This window comes from Rhodopseudomonas sp. BR0M22 (assembly GCF_010907035.1).
GTDB lineage: Bacteria > Pseudomonadota > Alphaproteobacteria > Rhizobiales > Xanthobacteraceae > Rhodopseudomonas.
The window spans coordinates 110,866-137,163 of sequence record NZ_QUMK01000003.1; the positions used below are offsets into that span (position 1 = coordinate 110,866).

At 65.3% G+C, this 26,298-nt stretch carries 25 protein-coding genes; 12 read left to right on the top strand and 13 right to left on the bottom strand.

Features of this window, described 5'->3' with window-relative positions; translation table 11 throughout:
• Positions 1 to 106: 106 nt before the first annotated feature.
• The 3 genes from ilvN to DY468_RS01840 all read left to right on the top strand — a co-directional run bounded on the left by ilvN (position 107) and on the right by DY468_RS01840 (position 1,392).
• Complete coding sequence (ilvN, locus tag DY468_RS01830) at positions 107 to 649, top strand: acetolactate synthase small subunit (protein WP_107343983.1); 543 nt, start codon at positions 107 to 109, stop codon at positions 647 to 649.
• A 66-nt stretch (positions 650 to 715) separates the two neighbouring features.
• The gene (locus DY468_RS01835; protein WP_164601830.1) at positions 716 to 1,051 is read left to right on the top strand and encodes an AbrB/MazE/SpoVT family DNA-binding domain-containing protein; all 336 of its coding nucleotides are present in this window, start codon (positions 716 to 718) and stop codon (positions 1,049 to 1,051) included.
• Positions 1,048 to 1,392, top strand: coding sequence for a type II toxin-antitoxin system PemK/MazF family toxin (locus tag DY468_RS01840; protein WP_164601833.1), 345 nt, complete (start codon positions 1,048 to 1,050; stop codon positions 1,390 to 1,392). The genes DY468_RS01835 and DY468_RS01840 overlap by 4 nt, the downstream gene beginning before the upstream one ends.
• Before the next feature lie 26 nt (positions 1,393 to 1,418).
• Here DY468_RS01840 and DY468_RS01845 read toward each other — a convergent pair whose 3' ends face one another.
• On the bottom strand, positions 1,419 to 1,817 hold the full coding sequence (locus DY468_RS01845; RefSeq protein ID WP_164601834.1) for a host attachment family protein: 399 nt from the start codon (positions 1,815 to 1,817) through the stop codon (positions 1,419 to 1,421).
• A 213-nt stretch (positions 1,818 to 2,030) separates the two neighbouring features.
• Here DY468_RS01845 and DY468_RS01850 point away from each other — a divergent pair, with 213 nt between their 5' ends.
• The 5 genes from DY468_RS01850 to DY468_RS01870 all read left to right on the top strand — a co-directional run bounded on the left by DY468_RS01850 (position 2,031) and on the right by DY468_RS01870 (position 7,372).
• Positions 2,031 to 2,906 carry an EamA family transporter gene (locus DY468_RS01850; protein WP_164601836.1) on the top strand — a complete coding sequence of 292 codons (876 nt, stop codon included), beginning with the start codon at positions 2,031 to 2,033 and terminating at the stop codon, positions 2,904 to 2,906.
• Between the two features lie 193 nt (positions 2,907 to 3,099).
• The gene (gene ilvC, locus DY468_RS01855; protein ID WP_164601838.1) at positions 3,100 to 4,119 is read left to right on the top strand and encodes a ketol-acid reductoisomerase; all 1,020 of its coding nucleotides are present in this window, start codon (positions 3,100 to 3,102) and stop codon (positions 4,117 to 4,119) included.
• Between the two features lie 184 nt (positions 4,120 to 4,303).
• Positions 4,304 to 5,038: a FadR/GntR family transcriptional regulator gene (locus DY468_RS01860; protein WP_164601840.1), complete on the top strand. Its 735-nt coding sequence runs from the start codon at positions 4,304 to 4,306 to the stop codon at positions 5,036 to 5,038.
• A gap of 98 nt (positions 5,039 to 5,136) precedes the next feature.
• The gene (locus DY468_RS01865; protein ID WP_164601842.1) at positions 5,137 to 6,369 is read left to right on the top strand and encodes an ABC transporter substrate-binding protein; all 1,233 of its coding nucleotides are present in this window, start codon (positions 5,137 to 5,139) and stop codon (positions 6,367 to 6,369) included.
• Positions 6,370 to 6,520: 151 nt separating this feature from the next.
• Positions 6,521 to 7,372, top strand: coding sequence for an SDR family oxidoreductase (locus DY468_RS01870; protein ID WP_164601844.1), 852 nt, complete (start codon positions 6,521 to 6,523; stop codon positions 7,370 to 7,372).
• Positions 7,373 to 7,435: 63 nt separating this feature from the next.
• Here the strand turns inward: DY468_RS01870 and DY468_RS01875 are convergent, their stop codons facing one another.
• Entirely contained in the window at positions 7,436 to 7,888 is a 453-nt protein-coding gene (locus tag DY468_RS01875; RefSeq protein ID WP_164601846.1) for a winged helix-turn-helix transcriptional regulator, read from the bottom strand.
• Positions 7,889 to 7,988: 100 nt separating this feature from the next.
• Here DY468_RS01875 and DY468_RS01880 point away from each other — a divergent pair, with 100 nt between their 5' ends.
• On the top strand, positions 7,989 to 9,257 hold the full coding sequence (locus DY468_RS01880; RefSeq protein WP_164601885.1) for an MFS transporter: 1,269 nt from the start codon (positions 7,989 to 7,991) through the stop codon (positions 9,255 to 9,257).
• A gap of 85 nt (positions 9,258 to 9,342) precedes the next feature.
• On the opposite strand, the gene DY468_RS01885 is transcribed toward DY468_RS01880, so the two are convergent.
• Both DY468_RS01885 and DY468_RS01890 read right to left on the bottom strand, forming a co-directional pair.
• Entirely contained in the window at positions 9,343 to 10,884 is a 1,542-nt protein-coding gene (locus DY468_RS01885) for an ABC transporter permease/substrate-binding protein (protein ID WP_164601848.1), read from the bottom strand.
• On the bottom strand, positions 10,881 to 11,675 hold the full coding sequence (locus DY468_RS01890) for an ATP-binding cassette domain-containing protein (protein ID WP_502706205.1): 795 nt from the start codon (positions 11,673 to 11,675) through the stop codon (positions 10,881 to 10,883). The genes DY468_RS01885 and DY468_RS01890 overlap by 4 nt, the downstream gene beginning before the upstream one ends.
• A 67-nt stretch (positions 11,676 to 11,742) precedes the next feature.
• Here DY468_RS01890 and DY468_RS01895 point away from each other — a divergent pair, with 67 nt between their 5' ends.
• A complete protein-coding gene (locus DY468_RS01895) occupies positions 11,743 to 12,582 on the top strand; it encodes an ABC transporter ATP-binding protein (RefSeq protein WP_164601850.1) in 840 nt (279 codons plus the stop codon).
• Positions 12,583 to 12,837: 255 nt separating this feature from the next.
• On the opposite strand, the gene DY468_RS01900 is transcribed toward DY468_RS01895, so the two are convergent.
• The 9 genes from DY468_RS01900 to DY468_RS01940 form a co-directional block, all read right to left on the bottom strand.
• Complete coding sequence (locus DY468_RS01900; RefSeq protein ID WP_164601853.1) at positions 12,838 to 14,031, bottom strand: ABC transporter substrate-binding protein; 1,194 nt, start codon at positions 14,029 to 14,031, stop codon at positions 12,838 to 12,840.
• Between the two features lie 98 nt (positions 14,032 to 14,129).
• Positions 14,130 to 15,815 carry an outer membrane beta-barrel protein gene (locus DY468_RS01905; RefSeq protein WP_164601855.1) on the bottom strand — a complete coding sequence of 562 codons (1,686 nt, stop codon included), beginning with the start codon at positions 15,813 to 15,815 and terminating at the stop codon, positions 14,130 to 14,132.
• Positions 15,816 to 15,902: 87 nt separating this feature from the next.
• A complete protein-coding gene (gene htpG / locus DY468_RS01910; RefSeq protein WP_164601857.1) occupies positions 15,903 to 17,783 on the bottom strand; it encodes a molecular chaperone HtpG in 1,881 nt (626 codons plus the stop codon).
• 88 nt (positions 17,784 to 17,871) lie between these two features.
• Entirely contained in the window at positions 17,872 to 19,251 is a 1,380-nt protein-coding gene (locus tag DY468_RS01915) for a sensor histidine kinase (protein ID WP_164601859.1), read from the bottom strand.
• Positions 19,248 to 19,913, bottom strand: coding sequence for a response regulator transcription factor (locus DY468_RS01920; RefSeq protein ID WP_164601861.1), 666 nt, complete (start codon positions 19,911 to 19,913; stop codon positions 19,248 to 19,250). The genes DY468_RS01915 and DY468_RS01920 overlap by 4 nt, the downstream gene beginning before the upstream one ends.
• Entirely contained in the window at positions 19,913 to 20,251 is a 339-nt protein-coding gene (locus DY468_RS01925) for a PepSY domain-containing protein (protein ID WP_164601863.1), read from the bottom strand. Before DY468_RS01925 ends, DY468_RS01920 begins: the two co-directional genes overlap by 1 nt.
• Positions 20,252 to 20,343: 92 nt before the next feature.
• Positions 20,344 to 20,649 (bottom strand): hypothetical protein, encoded by a 306-nt coding sequence (locus tag DY468_RS01930; protein ID WP_164601865.1) that lies wholly within the window; start codon positions 20,647 to 20,649, stop codon positions 20,344 to 20,346.
• A 184-nt stretch (positions 20,650 to 20,833) separates the two neighbouring features.
• Positions 20,834 to 21,958: an S-methyl-5-thioribose-1-phosphate isomerase gene (mtnA, locus tag DY468_RS01935; protein WP_164601867.1), complete on the bottom strand. Its 1,125-nt coding sequence runs from the start codon at positions 21,956 to 21,958 to the stop codon at positions 20,834 to 20,836.
• Positions 21,959 to 22,068: 110 nt separating this feature from the next.
• A complete protein-coding gene (locus DY468_RS01940; protein ID WP_164601869.1) occupies positions 22,069 to 22,944 on the bottom strand; it encodes an S-methyl-5'-thioadenosine phosphorylase in 876 nt (291 codons plus the stop codon).
• A 279-nt stretch (positions 22,945 to 23,223) separates the two neighbouring features.
• On the opposite strand from DY468_RS01940, the gene DY468_RS01945 reads away from it, so the two are divergent.
• Together DY468_RS01945 and DY468_RS01950 are read left to right on the top strand one after the other, a co-directional pair.
• Complete coding sequence (locus DY468_RS01945) at positions 23,224 to 24,366, top strand: iron-containing alcohol dehydrogenase (protein WP_349644230.1); 1,143 nt, start codon at positions 23,224 to 23,226, stop codon at positions 24,364 to 24,366.
• 165 nt (positions 24,367 to 24,531) lie between these two features.
• Positions 24,532 to 26,082, top strand: coding sequence for an AMP-binding protein (locus DY468_RS01950; RefSeq protein WP_164601873.1), 1,551 nt, complete (start codon positions 24,532 to 24,534; stop codon positions 26,080 to 26,082).
• Positions 26,083 to 26,298 lie beyond the last annotated feature (216 nt).

The window sequence follows — 26,298 nt, forward strand, 5'->3', positions numbered from 1 at the left end:
GCGGGCTTGACCCGCGCATCCATCGATCTTCGCAAGAGTGATGGATTGCCGGGTCAAGCCCGGCAATGACGCTCACTGACAATTCGGCTCAAACCTGAGAACAGACATGACCCAGCCCGCATCCGCTTACTTCATGGAAGAGCGCCACGATCCGAACGAGACTCACACGCTGTCGGTGATCGTGCAGAACGAGCCCGGCGTTCTGGCCCGAGTGATCGGGCTGTTCTCGGGCCGCGGCTACAACATCGAAAGCCTCACGGTGTCGGAGACCGAGGCGCAGAAGCACTTGTCCCGGATCACCATCGTCACCACCGGCACGCCGATGGTGATCCAGCAGATCAAGAACCAGCTCGACCGCATGGTCCCGGTGTATCGCGTCGTCGACATGACGCTGAGCGGCCGTTCGATCGAGCGCGAACTGGCGATGGTCAAGCTACGGGGCGTCGGCGAGCATCGCGTCGAATCGCTGCGGCTCGCCGAGGCCTTCCGAGCCCGGGTGATCGACGCCTCGACCGAGAGCTTCGTGTTCGAGATCACCGGCAACTCGTCGAAGATCAATCAGTTCATCGAACTGATGCGCCCGCTCGGGCTGGTCGAAGTGGTCCGCACCGGCGTCGCCGCCATCGGCCGCGGCGCCGAGGGGATGTAAGGGGCGAACCCTTGGCACCGGTGCGTTTCGGATATACATTGGATATCCGAAACGCCGGAGGCTGGTATGAAGGGTCTTGTGGCTCAATGGGGCAATAGCGCTGCGCTGAGGTTGCCCAAGACGATTCTCGAAGACTTAAAGATCGCTCCGGGAAGCGAAGTCGAGATGTGGACCGACGCCGGCGAGTTGCGCGTAAGGGCTGCGCCACGCCGTCCGCGCTACCGCCTCGAAGACCTCATCGCGCAGATGGACCCCGCGAATGAGCCTCCGATGGTCGATTGGGGGCCGGATCGCGGTTCGGAAATTATCGACGATGAGTACTCGCGGGGCGAAATCACGATCGATGACGAACTTTCCGAAACTCCGCGTCGAACGCCGGTTCGACACCGCTCTCCCAAATGAGCGATCCCGATGTCGGGGATGTGGCATGGGTTGAATTCGACCCGGTCCTCGGCACGGAGCAGGGCAGACGACGCCCGTCGTTGATCCTGACTCCGCGCTTGTATCATGAGCGATCGAGCCGCGCGATCGTCTGTCCCATCACCTCAAAGGTGGGCGATTGGCCTTTCAATGTCGCGCTCCCCGAAGGAATGAGGACCCGAGGTGCGGTCCAAATCGATCAGATCAGGACCATCCATCGCAGCTCCCGGATGTTCCGGATCGTGGAGCGCGCACCAGATTCCCTGCTCGAAGAGGTGCGCGCACGATTGGGTACGCTTCTGGGCATCATCGCCGTTACGTAGACAAACTGGCGGCTTCAGTAATGCCGCTACGCCGCGATCGCCTCGGCGATCTGGTCGAGCGGGTGGTTGGTGAGATCCTTCGCCAGCGAGCGGATCAGCGAAGCCTCGACGGTCTTGTGCAGGATCGGGCGGATCTGACCGAGCGTCTGCGGGTCGGCGACCAGTACGAGCTGATCGAACTCTCCGTCGAGCTTCATCTTGTTCAGCGTGTTGGTGAGCTGCTTGGCGAAAGTTGCCTCGTCGGTCTGACTTTTGGTCTGATCCTCGGGGCGCGAGCCTGACGGGCCGTCGTCGTCCAGATTGGTCGGCTCGAGTTTGCGTTCGTGACGCAGCGTTACCTCGGCCGGCTTGCCGGTGTTGCGCAGCAAAATCGCGCCGCGGCCATCAGCGACGACGACGAGGGCGTTGTGCGGGATCAGAGTCATGACGGGAATGCAGCTCCTTCATTGGGCGAAGACGGCTTGTTCAGATCGCCGTTCGCTGTGGCAACCTGCTCGGCCTGCGTTTCGTTCCGTCGCTCGGGTGCGGCATCGTTGCGCGGAACAGGTCCGCGCTCGGCAGGCTAACGCGCGCGCCGATGATCAGCTAGGAACCATCAACGGCACGCGACCCTCGCGGCCGAGCAGGGCGGAAACGAAATGAAGCCAGCCGACACGGCGCTCGCGCTGCTGATCGCATTGATCTGGGGCCTCGGCTTCGTGTTCACACGCTACGCCCTGACCGAAATGTCGCCGACGGTGCTCAATCTGCTCCGTTTCGCCATCACCGCATTGCCATGCCTGCTGCTGCCGCGACCGCAACTGGCCTGGACCGTGTGGATCGGCATCAGCCTGCTGTTGGTGTGGCAGTATCTGACCCAGAGCTGGGGCATCGCCCAGGGTGTGCCGGCGGGGCTGACGGCGGTGATCGTGCAGAGCCAGGCGCTGTTCACGATTGCCTTTGCGGCGGTGCTGCTCGGGGAACGACCGACCCGCGCGCAACTGGCCGGGATTGGTGTCGCAGCCTGCGGCCTGCTGATGATCTGCTTCACCGTCGGCTACGATTTCACACTGCTGGCCTTTGCCGTCACCATGACGGCGCCGATCGCCTTTGCCTTTTCCAATCTGCTGCTGCGGCAAGCACGCAACGTACCGATGCTCGATCTATTCGCCTGGATCAGCCTGGCGTCGCTGCCGCCGCTGGCGCTTGCCGCCTGGGTCAGCGATGGCGTCCCGGCCATCGTTCAGTCGCTGACGCATCTGTCGCCGGGCGTAATGGCGGCGATGCTGGCGCTGTCGGTCGGCTCGACCACCATCGGCTACTGGATCTGGGGACGGCTGCTGCATGCCTATAGCTCCGCGCAGGTGGTGCCGTTTGCGTTATTGGTGCCGTTCATCGGGGCGGGGGCGTCGAGCCTGGTGTTCGGGGAGACGTTCGGGCCGCTGCGGCTCGCCGGGATGCTGATCGTGGTCGCGGGCCTCGCCATCATGCTGCTGTTCGGCCGCGCCCGGCCGCCACTGCCGGAGGTCGGCTGAGAGAGCCAAAAGTCTTAAACGGCGGGTTTTTCGTATCGCGGCAGCCATGCTGTCCCAACCGCCACAAATCGCCGCCGCGGGCTTGTGTCCGGACACCCGGACCCCTAAAAACCAGCGGCAATTCAACGGTCGGCCGGCTTGGCCCGATCATACCAGCACGGGCGGGACGGGCCGCCGAGAAAGAGGAACGAGGATGCGAGTTTACTACGATCGCGACGCCGATCTGAACCTGATCAAGGGCAAGAAGGTCGCCGTCATCGGCTATGGCAGCCAGGGCCATGCCCACGCGCTGAACCTGAAGGATTCGGGCGTCAAGGACGTGGCGATCGCGCTGCGCAAGGGCTCGGCCTCGGCCAAGAAGGCCGAAAACGCCGGCTTCAAGGTGATGGAAGTCGCCGAGGCCGCCAAGTGGGCCGACGTGATGATGATGCTGACGCCGGACGAGCTGCAGGCCGACATCTATCGCGAGCATCTGCACGACAACATGAAGCAGGGCGCGGCGCTGCTGTTCGCCCACGGCCTCAACGTCCACTTCAACCTGATCGAGCCGCGCGCCGACCTCGACGTGCTGATGGTCGCGCCGAAGGGCCCGGGCCACACCGTGCGCTCCGAGTATCAGCGCGGCGGCGGCGTGCCGAGCCTGATCGCGATCCACCAGGATCCGTCGGGCAATGCCCACGACCTCGGCCTCAGCTACGCTTCGGCGATCGGCGGCGGCCGCGCCGGCATCATCGAGACCTCGTTCAAGGAAGAGTGCGAGACCGATCTGTTCGGCGAGCAGGTGGTGCTGTGCGGCGGTCTGGTCGAGCTGATCAAGGCCGGCTTCGAGACGCTGGTGGAAGCCGGCTACGCGCCGGAAATGGCCTATTTCGAGTGCCTGCACGAAGTGAAGCTGATCGTCGACCTGATCTATGAAGGCGGCATCGCCAACATGAACTACTCGATCTCCAACACCGCGGAATACGGCGAGTACGTCACCGGTCCGCGCATCGTCACCGCCGAGACCAAGGCGGAGATGAAGCGGGTGCTGGAAGACATCCAGAACGGCATCTTCACCCGCAACTGGATGCTCGAGAACAAGGTCAACCAGACCTCGTTCAAGGCCACCCGCGCCAAGCTGGCGCAGCACCCGATCGAGGAAGTCGGCGCGAAACTCCGCGACATGATGCCCTGGATCAAGAAGGGCGCGCTGGTCGACAAGTCGAAGAACTAAGCCGGGTAGTCACCTCTCCCCGCAACAGCGGGGCGAGGGAGATCGCTGTGCTCGGCGCTGGGCTTCCAGATACACTCGATGCAAACGGGATCGCGGCGACGCGGTCCCGTTTTCGTTTGGTGCTGGTGCAATCCGCCGCAGCCCGCCTGCTTGATCTGGTCTGACCAGATTGGTAGGGTCAGTTATGACGCCCCCGCTCAATTCCGAGACCTCCCATACGGTCCGCAAGACGCTGGAGTTCGTGCAGCATCATCGGCTGGCGAAAGGCGATCGGCTGCCGTCGGAGCGGGAACTGTCGGAGCGGTTCGGGGTGGCGCGCAGCTCGGTGCGCGAGGCGCTGGCGGTGCTGGATGCGATGCGCATCACCGAACGCCGGCCGAAATCGGGGATCTATCTGCGCAACGCCGTCGAGGATGGCGGGCTCGAGGCGCTGGTGCTGCAGGCCGATCTCGGACTGACCTTCGATCCGCAAGTCACCCGCGACGTCACCGAGGCTCGCATCATCTGCGAGGAGCAGGCGCTGCGGCTGGCCTGCCAGCGGCGGACCGACGCCGATCTCTCCAAGCTCCATCAAACACTGCATGCCTACGCGTCGACGATCCAGGCCGGCGGCGATATGGCCGAAGCCGATGTTCAATTCCATCTCGCGCTGGTCGCCGCCGGCCAGAATCGCATTCTGGTGCGCACGCTGACGCCGCTGATGTTGATGAGCCGGCGCTGGCGGGAGCGCTACTTCGAGTCCGAGGCCATCCGCCACCGTTCGCTCGCCGATCATCGCGATTTCGTTGCTGCGATCGAAGCGCGTGACGAAGCCGCCGCCGCGACGCTGGTGCGCCGCCACGTCGAAACCGCCGCGGCCGACGTGCGTGCGCTGGCGGAGCAGGGCGGCGCAGCCGCCAGCCAAACGAACACGACTTGAAACACGCGCGTCGCTGACGCGCCACAACAGCCCCGGTCAACGGGAGAGCTTCGCGCGGCGTCTGCCGCATCGAGGAAACGCAAGAAGAAGGATCAAAAATGCGTATGACGACGACTTCCGTGGCCGCGCTCGCGGCTGCGATCGCGATGCTGGCCACAGGCCCGGCGCTCGCTCAGAAGAAATACGGCCCAGGTGCCAGCGATACCGAGATCAAGCTCGGCAACACCGTGCCATACAGCGGCCCGGCCTCGGCCTACGGCATCCTCGGCAAGACCTACGCTGCGTACTTCAAGAAGATCAACGAAGAAGGCGGCATCAACGGCCGCAAGATCAACGTGATCTCCTACGACGACGCGTACTCGCCGCCGAAGACGGTCGAGCAGACCCGCAAACTGGTCGAGAGCGACGAGGTGCTCGCGGTGTTCGGCAATGTCGGCACGGCCTCGAACGTCGCGATCCAGAAATATCTCAACGCGCGCAAGACGCCACAACTGTTCCTCGCCACCGGCGCTACGCGCTGGAACGACCCGAAGCAGTTCCCGTGGACGATGGGCTGGCTGCCCAGCTATCAGGCGGAAGCCACCGCCTACGCCAAGTATCTGTTGAAGGAGAAGCCGAACGCCAAGATCGGCGTGCTCTATCAGAACGATGACTTCGGCAAGGACTACATCCGTGGTCTGAAGGAAGGGCTGGGCGACAAGGCCGCATCGATGCTCGTCGCCGAGGCCAGCTACGAAGTCGCCGAGCCGACCATCGACTCGCAGATCGTCAAGCTGAAGGCGTCCGGCGCCGACACGCTGTTCTCGTTCGCCACCGGCAAGTTCGCCGCGCAGTCGATCAAGAAGGTTGCCGAACTCGGCTGGAAGCCGCTTCACATCGTGCCGAACGCCTCGTCATCGCTCGGCACCGTGCTGAAGCCGGCCGGCCTCGACAACGCGCAGGATCTGGTGTCCGCCACCTTCGCCAAGGACCCGACCGATCCGCAGTGGAACGACGATCCCGGCATGAAGAAATTCCATGCTTTCGTCGAAAAATACATCCCCGAAGGCAAGGCGATGGAAAGCACCGTGCTGTCCGGCTACAGCATCGCCCAGACCATGGAGCAGGCACTCCGGATGTGCGGCGACGATCTGTCCCGCGCGAACCTGATGAAGCAGGCGGCCAACATGCAGGGCGTCCAGCTCGACGGTCTGCTGCCGGGCGTCACCGTCAACACCTCGCCGACCGATTTTGCCCCGATCGATCAGTTCCAGATGATGAGCTTCAAGGGCGAACGCTGGCAGCGTTTCGGCGACGTCATCAAGGGCGAAGTGGCCGCCGCCGGCAACTGATCGCTCGGCGGTCATCACCTCTCCCCGCGCGCGGGGAGAAGGGGTAGGTCGGCCTCGTGGCGAGGCCTTGGCGACACGAACGGCAATGGGATCGCGGTGACGCGGTCCCGTTTTGCTGTGATAGGATGCCGCGGTTCGAACGGAGCGAGCCATGAAGTCTGTCGTCGTCACCGGCGTGTCCACCGGGATCGGTCATGCCATTGCGCGGATGCTGCTGGACAAGGGATTTCGGGTGTTCGGCAGTGTGCGCAAGCGCGGCGATGCCGAGCGGCTGATTGTCGAATTGGGGTCCGGATTCACCCCGCTGGTGTTCGACGTCACCGATGAAGCCGCGGTCCGCGCCGCAGCGGACGAAGTGCGAGCGGCGCTGGACGGCGAGACGCTCGCCGGGCTGGTCAACAATGCCGGCATCGCCGTGGCTGGCCCGGTGCTGGATCTGCCGGCCGATGAATTCCGCCGCCAATTCGACGTCAACGTGATCGGCCCGATCCTCGCGACCCAAGCGTTCGGCCCGCTGCTCGGCGCCGACCAGTCGCTGCGCGGCGCGCCGGGACGGATCGTGATGATGTCGTCGATTGCCGCCAAGTTCGGCAATCCGCTGATGGCCGCGTACTCCGCCTCCAAGTACGCGCTGAACGGCCTGTCGGACGGGCTGCGGCGCGAACTGATGCTGTTCGGTATCGATGTCGTGGTGATCATGCCGGGCGCCGTGAAGACGCCGATCTGGGGCAAGGCCGAGCGGGAGGACGTGTCGCGGTTTGCGAACTCGCCGTTCTATCCGGCGCTGCAAAAGCTGCGCGCGCTGCTGCCTGAGATGGACAAAAGCGGTCTGCCGCCGGAGACGATCGCCCAGCGCGTCTATGACGCACTCACCGCGCCGTCGCCGAAGGCGCACGACGTGATCACGCCAGGACCGCTGCAGTTCTGGCTCTCGACCAAACTGCCGCCGCGCTGGATCGACAAGGTCGTGGCGAAAAGGCTTGGGTTGAAGCCGAAGACCTGAAGGCGCACGAGCGATCGTAGATCGGTCGGCTGTCACATGCGCTGGTGCACTGTCCGTCCGGCGTTATTTGCGGACGACCTTCAGCACCTCGGTATCGCGCCAAGTCAGACGCCGACCGTTCTTCCCGTGTAGCTCCAGCCTTGGGACAGGTGCGCGCGTCTCACGGTCGATCATGGAGGACCGCGGTTCATTGGCCGTGTAGAGATGCTCCTCGCCCCATTGACGCAGCGCGACGATGACGAGGAACAGTCCGCTCCCCTTTTTTGTCAGCACGTATTCTCTGTAAGCGGTGCCGTCCGAAGCCGGTGCCGTTTTTAGAATGCCGCGTTCGGTCAGGTCGCGGAGCCGCGTGGCCAGCATGCCTTTGGCGATGCCGAGGCTGTTCTGAAACTCGCCGAAGCGCCGCACGCCATCGAAGGCGTCGCGAATGATCAGCAGGGACCACCAGTCGCCAATCACATCGAGCGCACGCGCAACCGGGCATCCGTCATTCCAATGGCTGACACGTTTGGCCACGTCGTCATTCTCCACCACCAATCTGGTCTTAAAATAGAACTAGAATTCGTTCGGAACAAGCAGTCTCATGTCGAGACTAAAATCGACGGAGCGCTTGCGGATGCGGGATACGTGTGATGCCGGACAGCGGTCCGGGCCGGCGGGAGGACTATCGCGGACGACCACGCTGATCTTTGCAGTTGCCGCTGGCCTCAGCGTCGCCAACATCTATTTCGCCCAGCCGTTGCTCGATCCGATCGCGAAGGACTTCGGAATTCCCGCCGCCGCGATCGGCCTCGTCATTACGCTGACGCAGCTCGGTTACGGGCTGGGGCTGATCTTCATCGTCCCGCTCGGAGATATCGTCGATCGCCGCCGCCTCGTTGTCGGCCAGGGTGTTTTGTCGGTCCTCGCATTGCTCGCCGTCGCGACCGCAACGACCGAAGCCGTTCTGTTCGCCAGCTTGGCGGTGATGGGGATGCTCGCCGTCGCTGTGCAGGTGCTGGTCGCCTTCGCGGCGGCGCTGGCCGCACCGGCCGAACGTGGCAAGGTGGTCGGCAGCGTCACCGGCGGCGTCGTCATCGGCATTTTGGCCGCGCGGGTCGTTGCCGGTGGGCTGGCGGATCTTGGCGGCTGGCGAGCGGTCTACTTCACCTCGGCTGCTCTCACGTCGGTGATGGTCGGGCTGCTCACGCTGGTGCTCCCACGCAAGATTTTGCCGGCCAGCACCGACGGCTATGCCGAGACATTGCGATCCATACCCGCCTTGTTTCTGCGGGACCGGGTGTTGCTGGTCCGCGGTGTTTTGGCGCTCTTGATCTTTGCGACGTTCAGCGCCTTCTGGACCGCGATCGTGTTGCCGCTGAGCGCCGCGCCATTTCACTATTCGAGCACGCAGATCGGATTGTTGAGCCTCGTCGGGTTGGCCGGAGCGACCGCGGCAATGGGCGCCGGGCGTTTCGCCGATCGCGGCTTCGCGCAGTGGACGACCGGATCGGCGCTTTCGCTGTTGTTGCTGTCATGGGCGATGATCTCGTGCCTGCCGTCATCGATCCCGCTTCTACTCGTCGGCGTTATTGTCCTCGACCTCGCGGTGCAGGCCGTTCACGTCACCAATCAGAGTGTTATTTTTGCGCGCCATCCCGAAGCGCGCAGCCGTCTCGTCGGCGGCTATATGGTGTTTTACTCGGCGGGGAGCGCGATCGGAGCGATCGGCGCAACGACGGCCTATGCCGGTGCGGGCTGGGATGGCGTTTGCTGGCTGGGGGCGGCCTTCAGCGCAGCCGCCTTGCTGACCTGGGCCACCACGCGCCACGTCGGTAGCGGCGACGCTTTCGAACGGGTTTGCCCCCAAACTGTCGAACGCTCCTGTAGCGGCCTCAATGGCTGATCACAATTCGAAGGAGATCGGAGTTGGTGCTGCCGAAGCGAGGTGGCTCGTCGAGCACGGGGCAAAACGCTCCTTACGTCGAGACCTACTTCACGCGGTCCCACAGCGCCCGTGCCGCCACGTCCGGTGTGCTGCCTGATCCCGCCTGCAGGTTGGCGGCGCGCATCGCCTCGATGTCGATGCGGCCGAGCAGGGGCTGCAGGGCAGTGCGCAGTTTGGTGTCGTTCGCGCGTTTCGGGGCGAGCAGCAGCACTGCGTCGTAGGGCGGGATCGCCTGTTTCGGATCGTCGAGCACGACCAGGTCGTATTTGGCGATCAGCCCGTCCGAGGTGTAGCCGGCGATCAGGTCGACTTCGCCGGAAGCGACGGCTGCATACATGAAATCCGGCTGCATCTGCCGCTCGGTCTTGAATGCGAGGCCATACGCGCTGCGCAGGTTGGCCCATTCCGGCCGCGAGAAGAACTCGTAGTCACCGGCGATCGTCATCGAGGGTGCGTGGGCGGCGAGGTCGGCGATCGAATGGATCTTCAGCGCCTCGGCTTTGGCGCGCGGCATCAACAGCGCATAGGCGTTGGCGAAGCCGAGCTCGCCGAGCAGCATGACGCCGTCTTTGGCGAGATCCTGTTTCAGGTCGGTGAGCACCTGATCGCTTGCGGCGATGCCCGGGTGCTTGAACTGATTGGCCCATAGCGTGCCGGAATAATCCACATAGGCGTCGATGTCGCCGCTTCTGAGCGCGTCGTAAATGACGCTTGAGCCGAGGCCAGCGCGCGTGGTCGTCGGCAGACCGCTGGCGTCGAGGCGTTGCTGCAGCAATGCGGCGAGCACATATTGCTCGGTGAAAGTCTTCGCGCCGATCACATAAGAGGTGCGCGCCGCTACGCCCGGCAGCAGCGTCGCGATCACGATCGCGGCGATGCCTGCTGACCCCAGTCCGATCCGCCAGCGGTTGCCGCTCCGCAGCCCTGTTTCCACCAAAGCCAGCAACTGATCGACGGCGAGCGCCAGCACGGCGGCGGCGGCGCAGCCGAACAGCACCAAAATCCAGTTCTGCGTTTGCAGGCCGGCGAAGATGTAGTTGCCGAGACTGGTCTGGCCGATCGGGGTCGACAGTGTCGCCGTGCCGATCACCCACACCGCGGCGGTGCGGATGCCGGCCATGATCACCGGCAGCGCCAGCGGCAGCTCGACCATCGTCAGCACCTGACGCTCGGTCATGCCGACGCCCTGAGCCGCTTCGATCAGCGCCGGATCGACACCATCGAGCCCGGTGATGGCGTTGCGCAGCACCGGCAGCATCGAATACAGCGCCAGCGCCAGCACCGCAGGCAGGAAACCGAAGGCGGAGAAGCTGACGCCGAACGCGCTCATCGACAGTGCCGCGAGTGCCAGCAGCAGCGGATAGAACAGCGCGAGCAGCGCAAGGCCAGGGACGGTCTGCACCACGCCGGCAAAGCCGAGCAGGGCACTGCGCAACACCGGCCGGTGCCGGGCGAAGATTGCCAGCGGCAGGCTGACGATCAGCCCGAGCGCGAGCGCCGTCAGGCTGACCCGAACATGCGCGCCGAGATAGTCGGGCAGATTGCCAAGCGCGTCGTGCCAGCGCGGATCGGCGAACAGGCTCATGTCGCGCCGTCCCGCGGCAGCAACGCCCCGAGCCGCTGCGCCTGCCGGCGCGGCGTCCGCAGCAGCTCGGCGACGTAGGCGTCCCGGCTGCCCGCTAGCTCGGTCGCGGTGCCGAGCGCCAGCAGGCGTCCGCGATGCATCACCGCGATCCGGTCGGCCAGCAGCAGCGCCTCGGTGATGTCGTGGGTGATCAGCACGGTGGTGAGCTGCAGCCGGTCGTGCAGGGCGCGAAAGTCTTCGCCGAGCGCATCGCGGGTCAGCGGATCGAGCGCGCCGAACGGCTCGTCCATCAGCACGATCTCCGGCTTGGCGGCGAGCGCGCGGGCGACGCCGACGCGTTGGCGCTGGCCGCCGGAGAGTTCGTGCGGCAGCCGGTCCCGGTGCTGCGCCGGATCGAGCCGCACCAGATCGAGCAATTCGTCGACGCGCGCGGCGATCTCCGCCTTCGACCAGTTCAGCAGCTTCGGCGTGATCCCGATATTGCCGGCGACGGTGAGGTGCGGGAACAGCCCGCCATTCTGGAACACCATGCCGATGCCGCGGCGGAGCGCGATCGGATCGGCGGTTTGGATATCGCGGCCGTCGATCGCAATCGCGCCGGCATCGGCTTCGATCAGCCGATTGGTCAGCCGCAGCAGCGTGGTTTTGCCGGAGCCCGAGCCGCCGACGATGGCGAGCAATTCGCCGCGCCGCACCGAAAGCGAGACATCGTCGATCGCTTTGATCCGGCCGCCGCCGAAACTCTTGGTGATCCGGTCATAGGCGATCATCGGCGAAGCTGCGCTCGTCATGGTCGCAGCATGGCCGCCGGAGACGGCCGAGCGCAAGCCAGACTTGCATGTCGGCGCGCGGCGTTGAATGGTCGCGGCAAGAGACAAGCGGGGAGAGGGCGTGAATCAGACGGACAATGCGGCGGTGGCGCTGCAGGACGCGACGGTGGCGTTCCGGCTCGCCGATGCGCGGACCTATACGGCGGTGGAGCATGCGACGCTGACGGTGGCGGACGGCGAGTTCGTCGCCATCGTCGGGCCGACCGGTTGCGGCAAGTCGACCCTGCTCAACGTCGCGGCAGGGCTGCTGCGCCCCGCCGCCGGCACGGTGCGGATCTTCGGCGCGCCGCTCGACGGCCTCAATCCGCAGGCCGGCTATCTGTTTCAGGCCGATGCGCTGTTTCCGTGGAAGACCGCGATCGACAACGTCGCGATCGGGCTCGAGATCTCCGGCACGCCGCGCAGCGAGGCGCTGGTGCGCGCGCAAGGTTGGCTGGAGACGGTCGGGCTCGGCGCCTTCGCGCAGCGCTATCCGCACATGCTGTCCGGCGGCCAGCGGAAGCGGGTCGGGCTCGCGCAGGTGCTGATCCGCGATCCCAAGATTCTGCTGATGGACGAGCCGTTCGGCCCGCTCGATGCGCAGACCCGGCAGATCATGGGCAATCTGCTGCTGCAGCTGTGGAGCGCGCACAAGAAGGCGGTGCTGTTCGTCACCCACGATCTCGAAGAGGCGATCGCACTCGCGGACCGGGTGGTGATCATGTCCGCGGGGCCCTCGGCGCGGATCGTCGGTGATTGGCGGATCGAACTGCCGCGCCCGCGCGACATTTTCGAAATCCGCCTGACCCACGAATTTCACGCGCTGCATCGTGAGATCTGGGCCGTGCTGCGCGAGCAGGTGATGAAGGCGTATGGGCAGGTGGCGTGATGCATTTGATTTCTGTCGCTGCATCGCGCCACGCACAGCGCGCTCCCTCTCCCGCTTGCGGGGGAGGGTTGGGGTGAGGGCGCCCCAGGCAGTGAGTTATCGATCGCTGAGAGGAGTGCCCTCACCCGGATCGCTACGCGATCCGACCTCTCCCGCAAGCGGGAGAGGTTGCACAACGCTCGGCGCAACCTACTCAAGGCAAAGCCGGCGCCCTTGCAGAGCGCCGGCTTTCATTTCAGAGGCTCGACCGAGCGCTTACTTGGTGAGCGGGCAGCCGCTCTCGGCCGCGGTGGGGAATGCCTTGTCGCCCGGCACAGTGGCGAGCAGCTTGTAGTAATCCCACGGCTTCTTGGATTCTTCCGGCTTCTTGACCTCGAACAGATACATGTCGTGGACGAAGCGGCCATTGGCCTGCACCTTGCCGGACGCGAAGGCGTCGTCGACCGGCAGCTCCTTCAGCTTCTTGGCCACCGCTTCGGTGTCCTTGGTGCCGGCGGCCTTGACCGCCTTCAGATAGGACAGCGTCGCCGAGTAGGTGCCGGCCTGAATCATGCTCGGCATCCGGTTGGTGCGCTTGAAGAAGCGCTCGGCGAACTGGCGCGATTTGTCGTCGCGATCCCAATAATAGGCTTCGGTCAGCACCAGCCCCTGCGCCGCCTTGAGACCGAGGCCGTGCACTTCGGCGAGCGTCATCAGCAACCCAGCCAGCTTCTGGCCGCCGGCGACGATGCCGAATTCCGACGCCTGTTTGATCGAGTTGGCGGTGTCGAGGCCGGCATTGGCGAGGCCGACGACCTTGGCCTTGGACGCCTGGGCCTGCAGCAGGAACGAGGAGAAGTCCGACGAATTCAGCGGATGCCGCACCGAACCGAGCACCTTGCCGCCATTGGCGAGCACGATCTCGCTGGTGTCCTTCTCCAGCGCGTAGCCGAACGCGTAGTCGGCCGTCAGAAAGAACCAGGTGTCACCGCCCGCCTTCACCAATGCACCACCGGTGCCGACCGCCAGCGCATGGGTGTCGAACGCCCAGTGGAAGCCGTAAGGCTGGCAGGCATCGCCGGTGATGCGCGAGGTCGCTGCCCCGACCACGATGTCGATCTTCTTCTTTTCCTTCGACAGATCCTGGATCGCCAGCGCCACAGACGAGGTGGTCAGTTCGGTGATCATGTCGACGCCGTCGACGTCGTACCATTTGCGCGCGATCGCGACGGCGTTGTCGGGCTTGTTCTGATGATCGGCCGAGACGATTTCGATCTTCTGGCCCAGAACCTCGCCGCCGAAATCCTCGACCGCCATCTTGGCGGCTTCGAGCGACCACTTGCCGCCGTAATCGGCATAGACGCCGGACTGATCGTTGAGAATACCGATCTTGACGCCTTGCGCCGAAGCCGGCGTGACGGCGACAAGAGCCGTTGCCGCGAGCGCGGCGGACAGAAGTTTGAACTTCATTGCGTGCCTCCCAGTGTTTTGGTTGGGGCGCAGACTATGCAAGAAGCCTTCGACCGACCAGCGGTTTTTCCTCGTCACGAAACGATTGCGACGTCGTTCTAGAGTTGGTCGAACTTATAGGCCGCCTGCAAGAAGGTTCCATAGCGCTCGGTGCGGACCGGCAGGGTCTGACACGGACACTCCGTGCCGAAGATATTGGTGTAGGCGTTGGTGGTCGCCCACATCGCCCAGTACCGCGCTCCGGCGCCGACGCTGAAGGCGCTGTTCAACTGATACGACAGGATCGCCTCGAGCTGGACGCCCTGCCCTGTGCCCTGCGACGGCGAGACCTTATCGGGGACATCCGTTCGCAGCAGATGCGTGTCGGTTCCGAAGGTCTTCACATACGGCAGATAGGCCGCATCCGCCGAGAGCTTGAACCCACGGCCGAGCCCGATCTCGCCGTTGAGGCCGACCCGCAGCGAGTGCCAGGTGTCGTTCTGAGTGATGCCGAGAACCGCGGCCGAGATCGGCTCCGCGCAGACAACCGACGTGGCGCCTGCGGTCTGCACGCAGCCATAGGCCGATTTGTTCTCGCGATAGTAATTGTAGCCGACGAAGCCGCCGAATTTGTAGTCCGGCCCCCGCACCAGATTGTAGCCGACATCGAGCGTCGCGTAGGCGATGCTGCCCTTGACCGGGTCCGACAGCGTATTCGAATAGGGGATACCCTCGGAGGCGATCCAGTCCTCGTCGTTCATATGTCCGGTCAGCAGCGTGCCGCCGCCGACGAAACCCTTGAGGAAAGTGTCGTAGGGACCTTCGATCCGACCGAAAGCCTCCCCCGACACGGCGGTGTTTTGATAGGCGAGCCGCGAGATCAGAAAGTTCTGACTGCCCTGATCGACGGTGGCGCCGAGGTCTTTTTGGAAACGGCCCGAGCTGTACCAGACGCGACCGCCGACCTCGACCGCGCCGCGCTCGACGACATCGACGCCAGCCTGGGACCCGCGCAGATGATAATCGTCGAAGCGCGTGTCGACGTTGCCGCCGAATTTGAGATTGAGGCCGACCTTCACGGCGTGAACGTCCTGCACGATCTTGCTCGCACCCTGCGGGGTGGCGAAATAGCCGACGCCCGGAACTAGCCGGTAGCTCGACGGCGTCGCCATGTCGCGGCTGCCGAAATCGGCGTAGTCGTATTCGAACTTCACCGACCAGGCCGGCGCCAGCGCCCGTTCGATGCCGGCGCCGACGGTCCATCCCCAGCGACCGTCATTAACGTCGGTCGAGGTGCCGAACGGATAGCCGACCGTCATGTCGAGCCGTTCGCTGAGGAAGGCTGCGCCGCCTTTGGCGTAGAGCAGCGTGCGGCCGCCGCGGCCGGTCACCAAGCCCGCACGACCGGTGAGCGTCGCCAGCGCATTCTGGCGGACGCGGCAGTTCGACGAAATCAACAACCCCGACGATGCCATGCAGGTGTTGGTGCCCTTGGCATTCATCGAACTAACATCGGCCTCGATGCCGATCAGCCAGTTGGCGTTCAGCTGATAATTGTAGCCGACCTGGATGCCCGCGAGCGCGGCCGGGCTGCGGACGTCGCCGCCGTAGAGGCCGGGGCCGGCGGGGTCGCTGAAGCTCGACGAGCCGAAACTGCCGCCGAGATGAGCGCCCCAATACAGGCCGGTCCAATTCCAAGACACCGGCGCAGTGGGCAAAAGGGGAGGGAAATACGGCATGTCGGCTGCCGCGGCCGGCGACATCATGGCCGCCGCCACAGCTACGCTCGTACAAAATCGACTCATGGTATTACATTCCGCTCGGCACAACAATGCCGAGCAGAATGCAGCCCATGGATTAAAAAATTGGTAACCGTGTTTGTTAGCTAGCTGCTAACCATGCGCAACGACGCCGCGCAGCACCAGCCGGTTGAGGCGGCTGGCGAAAGCGGCCGGGTCTTCGGGCAATTCGCCGTCGAGGATCTGCGCCTGTTCGAGCAGCAAGAACGCAAGATCAGCGGCTTCCGCCTTGTCGGTCTTGGTATCGCCGAGCGCCGCGACCAGCGTGTGCTGCAGATTGATCTCGAGGATCGGCTTGGAACCGGCCCCCTTGTTGGCGCGCGCCAGCATCTTCTCCAGTTCGCGATCCGGACCCATGCCGCCCGCCACCAGACACGACGCGCTCGACGTCAGTCGCTGCGAGGCTCTGACGTCGGAGACGCGATCGCCGAGCGCGTCCTTGATCACCGCGATCACCGTGGCCTCGTCGGCCTTGGTCTCGTCCTTCTTGTCCTCGTCCTGATCGAGCTTCGGGATCAGATCGAAATTGACGTCGCCCTGGCTGAGCGACTTCAGCGGCTTGCCACCGAAATCGAGCTGCGCCGAGGTCCAGAACGCATCCACCGGGTCGGTCAGCAGCAGCACCTCGATGCCCCGCGCCGCCGCCGATTCCAGCTTCGGGTTGGACTTCAGACGCTCAAGAGAATCGCCGACCAGATAGTAGATATCTGTCTGGTTCTCCTTCATCGCCTCGACATACTGCTTCAGCGACCGCTTCTCGCCGGCCGTGGTGGTGAAGCGGGCCAGCGACAGCAGCTTCTCGCGACGCTCGAAGTCTTCGTACAGGCCTTCCTTCAGCACCGGGCCGAACGCATCCCAGATCTTGGCGAAGTCCTCCGGCTTCTTCTCGGCGAGGCTTTCCAGCTCGCTGATCACCTTGCCGGTCACCGCGGTCCGAATCTGCGCGAGCTGCGGATTCTTCTGCAGCATCTCGCGCGACAGGTTGAGCGGCAGATCCTCGGAGTCGATCACGCCGCGCAGGAAGCGCAGATAGGGCGGCAGCAGCTCGGCTTCCGAGGTGATGAAAACGCGGCGGACGTAGAGCTTGATCTTGCCCTTGCGTTCCGGCTCGAACAGATCGAACGGCTTGGTGGACGGCGCGAACAGCATCACCGCGTAGGACTGCCGCCCCTCGGCGCGATAATGCAGCGTCATCGCCGGCTCGTCGAACGCGCCCGCGATCTGCTTGTAGGCCTGCTTGTAGTCGTCCTCGCTCAATTCGGATTTCGAGCGCTGCCACAGCGCGCTGGCCGAATTGATCTGGCGCGGTTCGCCTTCTTCCGGCACCAGCAAAATCGGAAACTGGATGTTGTCGGAGTATTCGGTGACGATCCGCTCGATCTGCCAGTCTTCGAGATATTTCGAGGCGTCCGGCTTCAGGTGCAGCACGATCTCGGTGCCGCGCTCGACCCGCGCGGCGGCTTCCTCGGATGCCGGGCCGATCTCGAATCCGGCGCCGCCGACGGACGTCCAGGCCCAAACCTCGTCCGAACCGGCGCGGCGGCTGGTGACGGTGATCTTATCGGCTACCATGAAGGCGGCGTAGAAGCCGACGCCGAACTGGCCGATCAGGCCGGCACTGTCCTTGGTCTCGGCGAGCTTTGAGATGAACGACTTGGTGCCGGACTTGGCGATGGTGCCGAGATTGTCGATCAGCTCCTGGCGGTCCATGCCGATGCCGTTGTCGACGATCGTCAGGGTGTCGGGCGCCTTCTTCGGAATGATCCGGATCGTCGGCTCGCCGCCCTTCTCCATCAGCTCGGGCTTTGCGATCGACTCGTAGCGCAGCTTGTCGAGCGCGTCGGACGCGTTCGAGATCAGCTCGCGCAGGAAGATGTCGGTCTCGGAATAGACCGAGTGCACCATCAGGTTCAAAAGCTCGGCAACTTCGGCCTGGAACGGCTTCGTCTCGCTGGCGGTATCAGTCATGGTCATGGCGAATGTCGCTGGTCCTGCAGAAGGAATGTGAGGGAAAACCGGGATATAGCGCGCGAGCGCGCGATGGCAAGGTGGCCGCGCCGGCTCACGCGCCGCCCGGACCGGCCGAGGCGACCGCCGAGCAGCAGCAGGCCTTGAGGCCGCCGAGATCCGAGCGCGACAGCCGCAGGCTCCAGCCATAGGCGTCGAGCACGTCCTGGACAATCGCCAGCCCCAGCCCGGCGCCCTCGCCGCGCTGATCGAGCCGGATGCCGCGCGACAGCACGTCGGTCCGCGCAGCCTCGCCGAGCCCTTCGCCGTCATCCTCGATCAGGATGCAGAATTCGTTGGCATCGCAGGCGGTGCCGATCCGCACCCTGGATTTTGCGTGGCGGGTGGCGTTGTCGAGCAGATTGCCCAGCACCTCGGCCAAATCGGTGCGCTCGATCGGCACCGCCACATAGTCGGCGATCTCGATTCCGTAGGCGATCGACCGGCCCGCCGGGGTGCGCGACTGGATCGTCACCAATGATCGCACCAGCGGCAACAGCTCGACCGTGACGCTCTCGCCGCGCCGTGCGGCACCGCGCAGCCGGGCCCGCGCCAGCTCGCGGTCGACGTGCCGGCTCATCGCGGCGCCGACCGCCTCGATGTCCCGGGCGAGCTTATCCTCGCCGCGCTCGCGCAGCCGCGCCGCATCGCCCGCCAGCGCCGCCAGCGGCGTCTTCAGGCCATGGGCGAGATCGGCGGCGCGGTCGCGCGAGCGCTCGATCTCTCGGGCCTGGGCTTCGAGCAACGCGTTGACCTCCTCGACCAGCGGGCGGACTTCGTCCGGCACCGCCTCGGGCAGCCGGCTGCTGCGGCCGGAGCGGATCGCGGCAACGTCCCGGCGCAGCGCCGCGAGAGGCCGCAGGCCGAGCATCACCTGCACCGAGGTGGCGAGCGCCAGCACTGCGCCGAGCAGCCCGAGCGCGACCACGAGATCGCGGGCGAACGCCTTGCCGGCCGCATCGACCCGCGCCAGATCGACCGCCACCGCGGCCCGGATCGGCACGCTCTTGCCGGCCATGGTGAGCTGCACCCGGCGCTCGACGATCGACAACCGCGCGCCGAACGGCCCGGCAATGTCGTGGTGATGCACCTCCCCGGGGCCGGGCTGATCGATCGGCACCGTCAGCCGGTCGTCCCACAGCGAGCGCGAGCGGACGAGCTGATCGGCGTCGTCGCCGACCTGCCAGTACAGCCCCGACAACGGCTCGGAGAACCGCGGATCGGTCGGCGGTCGCACCACCACGAGCTTTCCGTCCGGACCGGCCTCGATGCCGGCGAGCAGTTGCTTCAGCGAGACTTCGAGATCGTCCGCGATGGTGCGGGTGACGTGGCGCTCGAACAGGATGGTGAGCGCGAAGCCGGCGATGCTGAGCGCGATCAGGATCGCCGCGGCACCGCCGGCGATCAACCGCAGCCGCAGCGAGCTGTGTTTCATGAACGCTCGTCCGGCACGATGTAGCCGAAGCCGCGCCGGGTCTCGATCAGCTCGGTGCCGATCTTGCGGCGGACGCGGCCGACCAGCACCTCGATGGCGTTGGAATCATGGGCGTCGTCCTGGCCGTAGATGTTCTCGGCCAACTCGTATTGCGACACCACCCGGCCGCGATGCAGCACCAGATAGGACGCCAGCCGATATTCCAGCGGCGACAGCGACACCGGCTTGCCGCCGACGCTCACCTGCATCTGCCGCTCGTCGAGCGTGACCTCGCCGATGGTGACCACCGACGAGGCATGGCCGGCCGAGCGCCGCACGATCGAGCGCAGCCGCGCCAGCAGTTCCTCCATCTGAAACGGCTTCGGCAGATAGTCGTCGGCGCCGGCATCGATGCCGTCGACCCGCTCGGCCCAGCTGCCGCGGGCGGTGAGGATCAGCACCGGGGTGAGGCGGCCGTTGTCGCGCCAGCGCTTCAGGATGGTGAGGCCGTCGAGCCCGGGCAGACCAAGGTCGAGGATGATGGCGGCGTAATCTTCGGTATCGCCGCGAAACCACGCCTCCTCGCCGTCCCCGACGATCTCGGCCAAATAACCGGCTTCGCCGAGACCACGCGCCAGCTCCGACGCGATCCGGCTGTCGTCCTCGACCACCAGCACTCGCATCATTTCTCCCTGGTGCGACGGATCTCGCCACTCAGCGCATCGACATAGACTTCGTACAACCGTCCGGCCTTGTCGACCACGATGAACTCGTACAGCCACTGATCGTGATGCCGCTCGATCTCGACGCCGGTGATCTCGCCGGGCAGCTTGTCGCGAATCCGGCCGAGCAGTTCGGCGAGCGGACGGATTTCGCCGCGCTCGACCGCGCGCCGCGCTTCGTCGTGATCGTGGCGGCGGTCGTGGGCGCCGTGGTCGTGCGCGTGCGCGACGAGGCGCGCCGACGGCATCGGCGCCGCGGCGATCAGAGCTGTGAATGCGACAATGAAGAGGCGCCTCATCGGGCTTCCGGCCGGCTCCTTCGGAAACCGCCAGTTTGCCGCCGAGCCGCTGACCGCTCGCTGACAATGATCAAAACGAAACGGCGTCGCTCTCAGCCGTGTCGCGAAAACAACGGTCGCAGCACGCCGGCGACCAGACCGGCGGCGATCAGCAGGCCGACCACCGGAATCCACAGCAGGAACGCCCCGAGCAGCAGCACCAACACCACGGCGATCACCGCCCCGATCGCCAGCGCCATCAAAAACAGCCCGAGCGGACCGACTTTGCCGACGAAGACGTGCTCGGTGGTGTTCTGGTCGATGAAGATCCGCGTCCCCATCGGATCGTGGGTCTGTCCGGGCGGAATGATCTCCGGCTCATAGCGCGGCCGCTCCGGCGGCCTGGATTGATCGGTCATGATGCGTGTCCTTGGGGCGCGCGCGGGTCGGCTCCGGCGCGAATCCAGCATAGCCACAAAGGTGGCGAGCGCGAGAGCGTTTCCACAGGGTTACGCGGCGATCGGCCGCGCGCCACGCCGTTTCGACGCGGCAATACCGCCGCGCTGCCCCGTGCTGCGGCCGAGCGGCCGCATTGTACCGAACTCAGGACGCCCGCAGGAGTTCCATGGCCTGCGCCACCCGCTCCGGGAAGGCCGAGGCCAGCGCGGCACGGTCGGCTTTCAGCACGCCGCGCTCGGTGATCAGCCCGGTGACGAGGCGCGCCGGGGTGACGTCGAAGCCGTAATTGGCGACCTTTGACCCCTGCGGCACGATCCGCACCGTCTCGATCCGGCCGTCACTGGTACGGCCGGTCATATCGGTCACCTCCGCGGCCTCGCGCTGCTCGATCGGGATCTCCGTCACGCCGTCGTGGATGGTGAAGTCGATCGTCGGCGACGGCAGCGCGACATAGAACGGCACCTTGTTGTCGGCCGCCGCCAGCGCTTTCAGATAGGTGCCGATCTTGTTGCAGACATCGCCATCGGCGGTGACGCGGTCGGTGCCGACGATCACGAGATCGACCAGTCCGTGCTGCATCAGATGGCCGCCGGTATTGTCCGGAATCACGGTGTGGTCGACGCCGTGATGGCCGAGTTCCCAGGCGGTCAGCGACGCGCCCTGATTCCGCGGACGGGTCTCGTCGGCATACACATGGATCGGAATACCTGCATCGAACGCCTGATAGATCGGCGCGGTCGCGGTGCCCCAATCGACGGTCGCGAGCCAGCCGGCGTTGCAATGGGTCAGCACGTTGACCCGCTCGCCTGGCTTCTTGGTCGCCGCAATCGCCTCGATCAGCTTCAGGCCGCTGGCGCCGATCGCCTGATTGATCGCGACGTCTTCATCGGCGATCTCACCGGCACGCCGATACGCTGCCGCGACGCGATCCGCCGGCTGCACAGGAGCGAGCGCGCGGCGCATCTCGTCGAGCGCCCATTTCAGATTGATGGCGGTCGGCCGGGTTGCGACCAGCTTGGCGTAGGCGGCAGCGAGCCCGGCGTCGGAGGCATCCTCGCGCATCGCCAGCGCCATGCCGTAGGCCGCAGTGGCACCGATCAGCGGCGCGCCGCGCACCAGCATGGTGCGGATCGCATCGGCCGCGTCATCGGAGCTGGTCAGCTTCACCACCACGTAGTCGTGCGGCAGCCGGCGCTGATCGATGGTGCCGACGGTCCAGCCGTCAGCCTCGAGCCAGATCGTGCGGGTGTGCTTGCCGTCGACTTTCATGGTGCCTCGCTAACATGGAATCCGTCATTGCGAGCGAAGCGAAACAATCCAGAAGTTCACGCACGAGCACTGGATTGCGTCGTCGCTTCCGCTCCTCGCCATGACGCGGTTTACGCCTTCAGAACCCGCCCTGCCACCGCGTCCAGCTTCTTCAGCAGTTCCGGATCGCGCGCTTCGGGGGCGGTGATGAAGGCGGCATCGAGGGCGCGGTCGGAGCCGATCGGGCATTCCTCGTGCTCGCGCGGGAAGTCCTGCGCCAGCCGCGCCACCAGGCTCTTGGCCTTCTCGGCATTGGAGGTCAGAACGCGGACGATGTCCTGCACCGTCACCGCGTCGTGGTCCGGGTGCCAGCAGTCGAAATCGGTGACCATCGCCACCGTCGCGTAGCAGATTTCCGCCTCACGGGCGAGCTTGGCCTCCGGCATGTTGGTCATGCCGATCACCGAATAGCCGAGCTGCTTGTAGGTCATGCTCTCTGCGTAGCTGGAGAACTGCGGCCCTTCCATGCAGAGGTAGGTGCCGCCGCGCGCCACCGGAATGCCTTCGGCCTCCGCCGCCGCCGCAAGGTGGATGCGCAGCCGCGGGCTCACCGGGTGCGCCATCGAGACGTGGGCGACGCAGCCTTTGCCGAAGAACGAGCTTTCGCGCTTGTAGGTACGGTCGACGAACTGATCGACCAGCACGAAGGTGCCGGGCGGCAGCTCTTCCTTGAACGAGCCGCAGGCCGACAGCGAGATCAGGTCTGTGACGCCGGCGCGCTTCAACACGTCGATATTGGCGCGGTAGTTGATGTCGGAGGGCGACAGCCGGTGGCCCTTGTCGTGGCGCGGCATGAACACGATCGGCAGGCCGGCGATATTGCCGCGCCGCACCGCGGAAGACGGCTGGCCCCACGGGCTCTCGATCGCTTCCTCTCGGACGTCTTCCAGCCCGGGCAAATCATAGATCCCGGAGCCGCCGATAATGCCGAGCACGGCCTTAGTCATGGACTGTCTCCCCGACGAAAGCGTTTTCGAGCGAAGTGGTCACCGGTTCGCGTGAAGAAAACGCGTCACAACAAAATCTGCCGCCGCATTCAACATGCGGGCGGGGCAGCGACAACCCCTTACGGCGGCGGATCAGCCAAACGTCTTATCTTACCGTGTTGTCGGACACGCCCATGACGCGCCGCCGCCGCGACGAATTTTCCTGTTCCCGAACCTGCGACGATCGGATTAGGATCATCGCTAAGGCCACGCAAAAGCGGCCAATGGGAGAGAAACAACGTGATGACTGGACGCGTCGTGTTCGGCGCCATGGAGGAGGTCGTCTACGGTCAGCCGGCGGCGGAAGCGCTCGCCGCTCAGCTCGACCGCATCGGCGCGCAGCGCGCGCTGCTGATGGTGTCGGGCACGCTGAACCGCACCACCGATGAAATCGCCAAGATCAAGGACGCGCTCGGCGGCCGCTGCGCCGGGGTGTTCGACGCAATGCCGGCACATACGCCGCGCGCCGCAGTGATCGCGGCCACCGAACAGGCCCGCGCCATCCAGGCCGATATCATCGTCACCGTCGGCGGCGGCTCGATCACCGACGCCGCCAAGGCGGTGCAGATCTGCCTCGCCAACGACATCTCGAGCGCCGCCGAGATCGACCGCGTCCGCAACATCAACGCGCCGGTCGCGCCCAAAGTCCGTCAGATCAGCGTCCCGACCACGATCTCGGGCGGCGAATTCAGTGCCATCGCGGGCGTCACCAACGAAGCCACCAGGGTGAAGGAGAGGCTGGCGCATCCGCTGACGATGCCGCGCGCCGCGATCCTCGATCCGGCCATCACCCTGCACACGCCCGAATGGCTGTTTCTGTCGACCGGCATCCGGGCGGTCGACCACTGCGTCGAAGCGATCTGCTCGCGCGAGGCGCACCCCTACGGTGACGCCCAGGCGCTGCGCGGCCTTTCGATGCTCGCCGCAGGGCTGCCGCGGGTGAAAGCCGATCCGACCGACCTCGAAGCCCGGCTCGATTGTCAGATCGGCACCTGGCTATCGATGGGCGCGCTGTCGTCCGGCGTGCCGATGGGGGCCAGCCACGGCATCGGCTACGTGCTCGGCGCGGTGTTCGACGTGCCGCACGGCCACACCTCCTGCATCATGCTGCCGGCGGTGATGCGCTGGAACAAGTCCGCCAACCGCGATCGCCAGGCGCTGGTTGCCGCCGCGATGGGACATCCCGGCGAAGACGCCGGCGACGTGCTCGACGCGCTGATCCGGGTGCTCGGCATGCCGCGCAGCTTGCGCGACGTGAACGTCGGGCCCGAGCATTTCGAGCGGATCGCCACCCAGGCCATGGGCACCCCATGGGTGCCACGCAATCCGCGCCCGATCGAAGGACCGGCGCAGGTCCGCGAGATCCTGGAGCTCGCGGCGTGAAGACGCACTTGCTTTAGAGGGACTAACAACGATGAGAGCGTCATTGCGAGCGTAGCGAAGCAATCCAGGAGCCCAGTGCACGTCGGTGGATTGCTTCGTCGCTTCGCTCCTCGCAATGACAACGGAAAATCAGAAACTCAGGCACGCATCAGCACGAGGAGCACAATGTATCCCGGCCAGTTCGCGAAGACCCGCCCCGACCACCCCGCCTTCATCATGGCTGCGACCGGAGAGACGGTGAGCTATGCCGAGCTCGAGGCTCGCAGCAACCGTCTGGCGCATCTGCTGCGCGATCACAGCCTGCAGCGGCTCGACCATTTTTCGATCTTCATGGAGAACAACAACCACTACATCGAGGCGTGCGCCGCCGGCGAGCGCAGCGGCTATTACTACACCTGCGTCAACTCCTACCTGACGCCCGCCGAGCTCGCCTACATCCTGACCAACAGCGAATCGCGCGCGCTGATCACCTCGAAAGCCAAGCTCGACGTCGCCCGCGAGGCGCTGAAGGAGTGTCCCAACGTCACGCTGTGCGTTGTGGTCGACGGTGACGGCGAGAGCGAGCGGATCGTCGGGCTTTCCGAAGCGACCAAAAACCTGCCGGACACGCCGATCGCCGACGAAAGCCTCGGCACCGCGATGCTGTATTCGTCCGGCACCACCGGGCGGCCGAAGGGCATTATCCGGCCACTGCCGGAGCAGCCGCCGTCCGAACCGCTGCCGCTGTTCCACTTCCTCAACATGCTGTGGAAGTATCGCGACGGCATGATCTATCTGTCGCCCGCGCCGCTGTATCACTCGGCGCCGCAGGCTGCAGTCGGCCTCACCATCCGCATCGGCGGCACCGTGATCATCATGGAGCACTTCGATCCGGAGCAGTACCTGGCGCTGGTCGAGAAATACAAGGTGACCCACAGCCAGCTCGTGCCGACGATGTTCTCGCGGATGCTGAAGCTGCCCGAGGAGGTCCGCAAGAAATACGATCTGTCGAGCCTGGAGGTCGCGATCCATGCCGCTGCGCCTTGCCCGCCGCAGGTGAAGGAACAGATGATCGAATGGTGGGGACCGATCATCCACGAATATTACGGCGCCACCGAAGGCCTCGGCTTCACCGCCTGCAACAGCGCCGAATGGCTGGCGCATCGCGGCACGGTCGGCAAGGTGATGTTCGGCGATCTGCACATTCTCGACGACGGCATGAAGCCATGCCCAAAAGGCACGCCCGGTCAAATCTGGTTCAAGACCGCGACGCCATTCGAGTACTTCAACGACCCGAAGAAGACCCAGGAAGCCCGCTCGGAAGACGGCAGCATGAGCACCGTCGGCGACGTCGGCTATGTCGACGACGACGGCTATCTGCACCTCACCGACCGCGCCACCTTCATGATCATCTCGGGCGGGGTGAACATCTATCCGCAGGAGTGCGAGAACCTCTTGATCACCCATCCGAAGGTCGCGGACGCCGCCGTGTTCGGCGTGCCGAACGAGGATCTCGGCGAGGAGGTCAAGGCGGTGGTGCAGCCGGTCGAGGGCGTCGCCGCCGGGGCCGAGCTGGAGCAGGAACTGCTGACGTTCTGCGCCCAATCGCTGTCGCGCCAGAAGGTGCCGCGCTCGATCGATTTCACCGACGAAATGCCGCGGCTCCCCACCGGCAAACTCTACAAGCGCCTGCTGCGCGACAAATATTGGGGCAGCAAGAACAGCCGGATCGTGTGAGGCGGAGCGACACGACGCTCTTCGTTTGAAGAACGGCGTCGCCCCGAGCGCGGCCCCTTCCAGGCAAGTCATTCCGGGGCGCAGGCGCAGCCTGCGAACCCGGAATCCCGAGATCGTGGGGCACCTCTTGTCCTTGCACGTCGAGATTCCGGGTTCGCCGCTGCGCGGCGCCCCGGAATGACGGCGACTCATGAGCCGAATCGGCCGCGGTGGGGT